At 72.0% G+C, this 4,366-nt stretch carries 3 protein-coding genes and 1 tRNA gene; 3 read left to right on the forward strand and 1 reads right to left on the reverse strand.

From position 1 onward, the window contains the following. Window positions 1–163: 163 nt before the first annotated feature. Complete coding sequence (locus ACFU7Z_RS36880; protein ID WP_079271852.1) at window positions 164–1,243, reverse strand: fatty acid desaturase; 1,080 nt, start codon at window positions 1,241–1,243, stop codon at window positions 164–166. A 248-nt stretch (window positions 1,244–1,491) separates the two neighbouring features. Here ACFU7Z_RS36880 and ACFU7Z_RS36885 point away from each other — a divergent pair. The 3 genes from ACFU7Z_RS36885 to ACFU7Z_RS36895 all read left to right on the forward strand — a co-directional run bounded on the left by ACFU7Z_RS36885 (window position 1,492) and on the right by ACFU7Z_RS36895 (window position 4,339). Continuing rightward, window positions 1,492–1,562: transfer RNA gene (locus ACFU7Z_RS36885), tRNA-Gln, on the forward strand. Between the two features lie 143 nt (window positions 1,563–1,705). Continuing rightward, entirely contained in the window at window positions 1,706–3,160 is a 1,455-nt protein-coding gene (gene glmU, locus ACFU7Z_RS36890) for a bifunctional UDP-N-acetylglucosamine diphosphorylase/glucosamine-1-phosphate N-acetyltransferase GlmU (protein ID WP_049653614.1), read from the forward strand. Window positions 3,161–3,361: 201 nt separating this feature from the next. After that, entirely contained in the window at window positions 3,362–4,339 is a 978-nt protein-coding gene (locus tag ACFU7Z_RS36895; RefSeq protein ID WP_049653615.1) for a ribose-phosphate diphosphokinase, read from the forward strand. The last annotated feature ends 27 nt before the right edge of the window (window positions 4,340–4,366 follow it).

Consider the following 4,366-nt stretch of genomic DNA (forward strand, 5'->3'; position numbering starts at 1 on the left):
GCGCCCCGGTCCGGACCTCCGTCGTCGGTGCCGGCCGCCGGTGCGGCGGCCCGCGGACGGGCCTGCGCCGTGGCGGGCGCCGCGTCCGTCCGCGTGCCGTGGTGACCGCCCCTGCTGTCTGCGCTGCTCCCGTTCACCCCTACATCATGCTGGAAGCGCCGCCTCATGCGGCGCGGCGGGCGGCGATCCGCTGCGCGTCCGGCCAGCGGACGTCCCGGACCCAGCCGGCCAGCTCGAACCAGCGGATCAGCCGGGCCGAGGAGTCGATCTGCCCGCGGAGCACCCCGTGCCGGGCCGAGGTCGGGTCGGCGTGGTGCAGGTTGTGCCAGGACTCCCCGCAGGAGAGCACGGCCAGCCACCAGACGTTGCCGGAGCGGTCCCGGGAGCGGAACGGGCGCCGGCCGACGGCGTGGCAGATCGAGTTGATCGACCAGGTGACGTGGTGCAGCAGCGCCACCCGGACCAGCGAACCCCAGAAGAAGGCGGAGAGCGCGCCCTCCCAGGACAGGCTCACCAGGCCGCCGATCAGCGCGGGCAGCAGCAGCGAGATGGTGGTCCAGAGCCAGAACAGCCGGGAGATCCGCCGCAGGGCCGGGTCGCGCACCAGGTCCGGGGCGTACGTGAGCTGCGGGGTCTGCTCCTCGTCGAACATCCAGCCCATGTGGGCCCACCAGAGGCCCTTCATCAGCGCCGGGACGCTCTCCCCGTAGCGCCACGGCGAGTGCGGGTCGCCGTCCTTGTCGCTGAACCGGTGGTGCTTGCGGTGGTCGGCCACCCAGCGCACCAGCGGGCCCTCGACGGCGAGGCTCCCGGCGATCGCCAGCGCCAGGCGCATCGGGCGGCCGGCCTTGAAGGCGCCGTGGGTGAAGTAGCGGTGGTAGCCGATGGTGATGCCGTGACAGGTGAGGTAGTACATGCCGACGGTGATCGCGAGGTCCGTCCAGCCCAGCCCCCGGCCCCAGGCCACCGGGACGGCGGCGACCAGGGCGGCGAACGGCACGAGGATGAACAGGGAGAGCGCGATCCGCTCGGCCGGGCCCTGCTTCTCGCCGCCGCGGGTGGCGGACAGCCGGGTGGCGGCGGTGTCGGAGTCGCCGGTCCCGGCGGTCTGGTCGGCGGTCTCCACGGCGTCGTCGGTCTCCACGGGTGCGGCGGGGTCGGTGGGTTCGGCGGGTTCGGGGTCGGGAGACGGAGTGCGGGACGCGGCGTTCCCCGCGCGCGCCTCGCCTGCCTGGATGGTCATGGGCGTCCCTTGTGCGGCGTCCCGGAACGGGAGCGAAGCGGAGCTACGTTGGCGTAACCTACGGCATCGTAGGTTGCGCTCCGTGTCCAGGGGAACACACCGCCGCGCGGCGCTTGAGTGAATTCACCCGACTGGATGGATGAACCGGGGGGCCGGCGGGTTCGGCCGCCGGGGCTGGAATCCGGGCCGTGGATCGGTCAAGTCGATACCCACGGCAGGGCCCTCTCGGGTAGGGTCTGACACGACTGTCCGCCGTGGTGTAATGGCAGCACAGGGCCCTTTGGAGGCCTTTGTCTGGGTTCGAATCCTAGCGGCGGAGCCTCTGCACGCCTCGGGTTCGGGCGTTATCCGTGGCGCCGGTATTGTCGGTGCTGCTCGGCGGACTGTGCGAATGGCGACCGGCCTGGGTCCGGGCCGGGCCTGCTCTGCCCTCTCTGTGAACCTACCGAGGAGCCTCCCCGCATGGGTGCCAATTCGCTTGCCGCCGTTGTCGTGCTCGCCGCCGGTGGCGGGACCCGGATGAAGTCGAACAAGCTGCCCAAGGTGCTGCACGAGGTGTGCGGCCGCTCGTTGGTGGGTCACGCGGTCTCGGCGGCCCGGGAACTGACGCCCGGCCAGCTGGTCGTCGTGGTCGGCCACCAGCGCGAGCTGGTCGTGGCGCACCTGACGGAGCACTACCCGGCCACCCGCACCGCGGTGCAGGCGGAGCAGAACGGCACCGGGCACGCGGTGCGCACCGCGCTGGAGTCGCTGGCCGCCGACGGCGCCGTGCTGGACGGCACCGTGATCGTCACCGCCGGCGACTCGCCGCTGCTGACCGGGGAGACCCTGCGCCGGCTGGCCGACGCGCACACCGCCCAGCAGAACGGCGTCACCGTGCTGACCGCCGTCGTCCCGGAGCCCTTCGGCTACGGCCGCATCCTGCGGGACGAGGACGGCACCGTCGCCGCGATCGTCGAGGAGCGCGACGCCAGCGCCACCCAGCGCGCGATCACCGAGATCAACTCCGGCGTCTTCGCCTTCGACGCCAAGCTGCTCACCGCGGCGCTGGGCGAGCTCACCACGGACAACTCGCAGGGCGAGGAGTACCTGACCGACACCCTGGAGATCCTGCGCACGGCGGGCCACCGGGTCGGCGCCGTGGTGGCCGAGGACCACCGGGACATCCTGGGCATCAACGACCGCGTCCAGCTGGCGCAGGCCCGCCGGCTGCTGAACGACCGCCTGCTGGAGCGGGCGATGCGCGAGGGCGTCACCGTGGTGGACCCGGCGACCACCTGGTTCGACGTGCAGGTCACGTACGAGCCGGACGCCGTGGTGCTGCCGAACACCCAGCTCCAGGGCGCCACGCACCTGGGCGAGGGCTGCGAGGTCGGCCCGAACTCGACCCTCAAGGACACCCTGGTCGGCGCCGGCGCCCGGGCGAGCAACACCACGGCCGACCGCGCCGAGATCGGCGAGCTGGCCACCGCCGGCCCGTACGCCTACCTGCGGCCGGGCGCCCGGCTGGGCCGCAAGGCGAAGGTCGGTACCTACGTCGAGGTGAAGAACTCCGAGCTGGGCGAGGGCGCCAAGGTGCCGCACCTGTCCTACATCGGCGACGCCACGATCGGCGAGGGCACCAACATCGGCGCGGCCTCCGTCACCGTGAACTACGACGGCGTGAACAAGCACCGCACGGTCATCGGCGCGCACTGCCGCACCGGCTCGGACAACATGTTCATCGCCCCGGTCACCGTCGGTGACGGCGCCTACACCGGCGCCGGCTCGGTGATCACCAACGACGTCCCGGCCGGGGCGCTCGGTGTGAACCGGGCCACGCAGCGCAACATCGAGGGCTGGGTCGAGCGCAAGCGCCCCGGGACGGTGTCCGCGCAGGCCGCGAAGGCGGCGGCGGACGGGGCCGAGCAGGCCTGAGCGGGCGGGCCGGGGCCGGGGGACGGTCCCGAGGCGGACGGTTTCTGCGCGGGCGCGTAACCTTGGGGACATACGTGCGCCACAGGGCTTACCGCCCGTGTCCAGGCGTACCGACAATTCCCCAACCCGTACCGCGAGCGGGCCCTGCCTGCCCGCCACCGGGTCGAGGGTTCAGCGTTCGCAACGCGAGGAGACGGTGCAGTGAGCGGGATCACGACGTCGGGTGAGAAGAAGCTGAAGCTCTTCTCCGGCCGTGCCCACCCGGAGCTGGCGAAGGAGGTGGCCGAGGCGCTCGGGACCGAGCTGGTCCCCACCAAGGCCCTGGACTTCGCCAACGGCGAGATCTACGTCCGCTTCCTGGACTCCGCGCGCGGCGCGGACTGCTTCGTGATGCAGAGCCACACGGCTCCCATCAACCAGTGGATCATGGAACAGCTGATCATGATCGATGCTCTGAAGCGGGCCTCCGCCAAGAGCATCACCGCGATCCTGCCGTTCTACGGGTACGCCCGCCAGGACAAGAAGCACCTCGGCCGCGAGCCCATCTCGGCCCGCCTGGTCGCCGACCTGCTGCGCCAGGCCGGCGCCGACCGTCTGATGGCCGTGGACCTGCACACCGCGCAGATCCAGGGCTTCTTCGACGGCCCGGTGGACCACCTGTTCGCGCTGCCGCTGCTGGCCGACTACATCGGCGGGAAGGTCGACCGCGACAAGCTGACGGTCGTCTCCCCGGACGCCGGCCGCGTGAAGGTCGCCGACCAGTGGTGCGACCGGCTGGACGCCCCGCTGGCGATCATCCACAAGCGCCGCGACATCACCCAGGCCAACACCATCCTGTCGGCCGACGTCGTCGGTGACGTCAAGGGCCGGGTCTGCGTGCTGGTCGACGACATGATCGACACCGCCGGCACCATCTGCGCCGCGGCCGACGCGCTGTTCGACAACGGCGCCGCGGACGTCGTGGTGGCCGCCACCCACGGTGTGCTCTCCGGCCCGGCCGCGGACCGGCTGAAGAACTCGCGGGTGAGCGAGTTCGTGTTCACCAACACGCTGCCCACCCCGGCCTCGATCCAGCTGGACAAGATCACCACGCTGTCCATCGCCCCGTCGATCGCCGCCGCGATCCGCGAGGTCTTCGAGGAGGGCTCCGTGACCAGCCTCTTCGAGGGCGTGCACTGACGAAGGCCCGTGCAGGCGGCCCCGGTC

Origin of the sequence: Kitasatospora sp. NPDC057518 (genome assembly GCF_042802075.1) — a bacterium.
GTDB lineage: Bacteria > Actinomycetota > Actinomycetes > Streptomycetales > Streptomycetaceae > Kitasatospora.

Coding starts and splice junctions, on each gene's coding strand:
- glmU (WP_049653614.1), top strand. CDS start 1,706: ATGGGTGCCAATTCGCTTGCCGCCGTTGTCGTGCTCGCCGCCGGTGGC.
- ACFU7Z_RS36880 (WP_079271852.1), bottom strand. CDS start 1,243: ATGACCATCCAGGCAGGCGAGGCGCGCGCGGGGAACGCCGCGTCCCGC.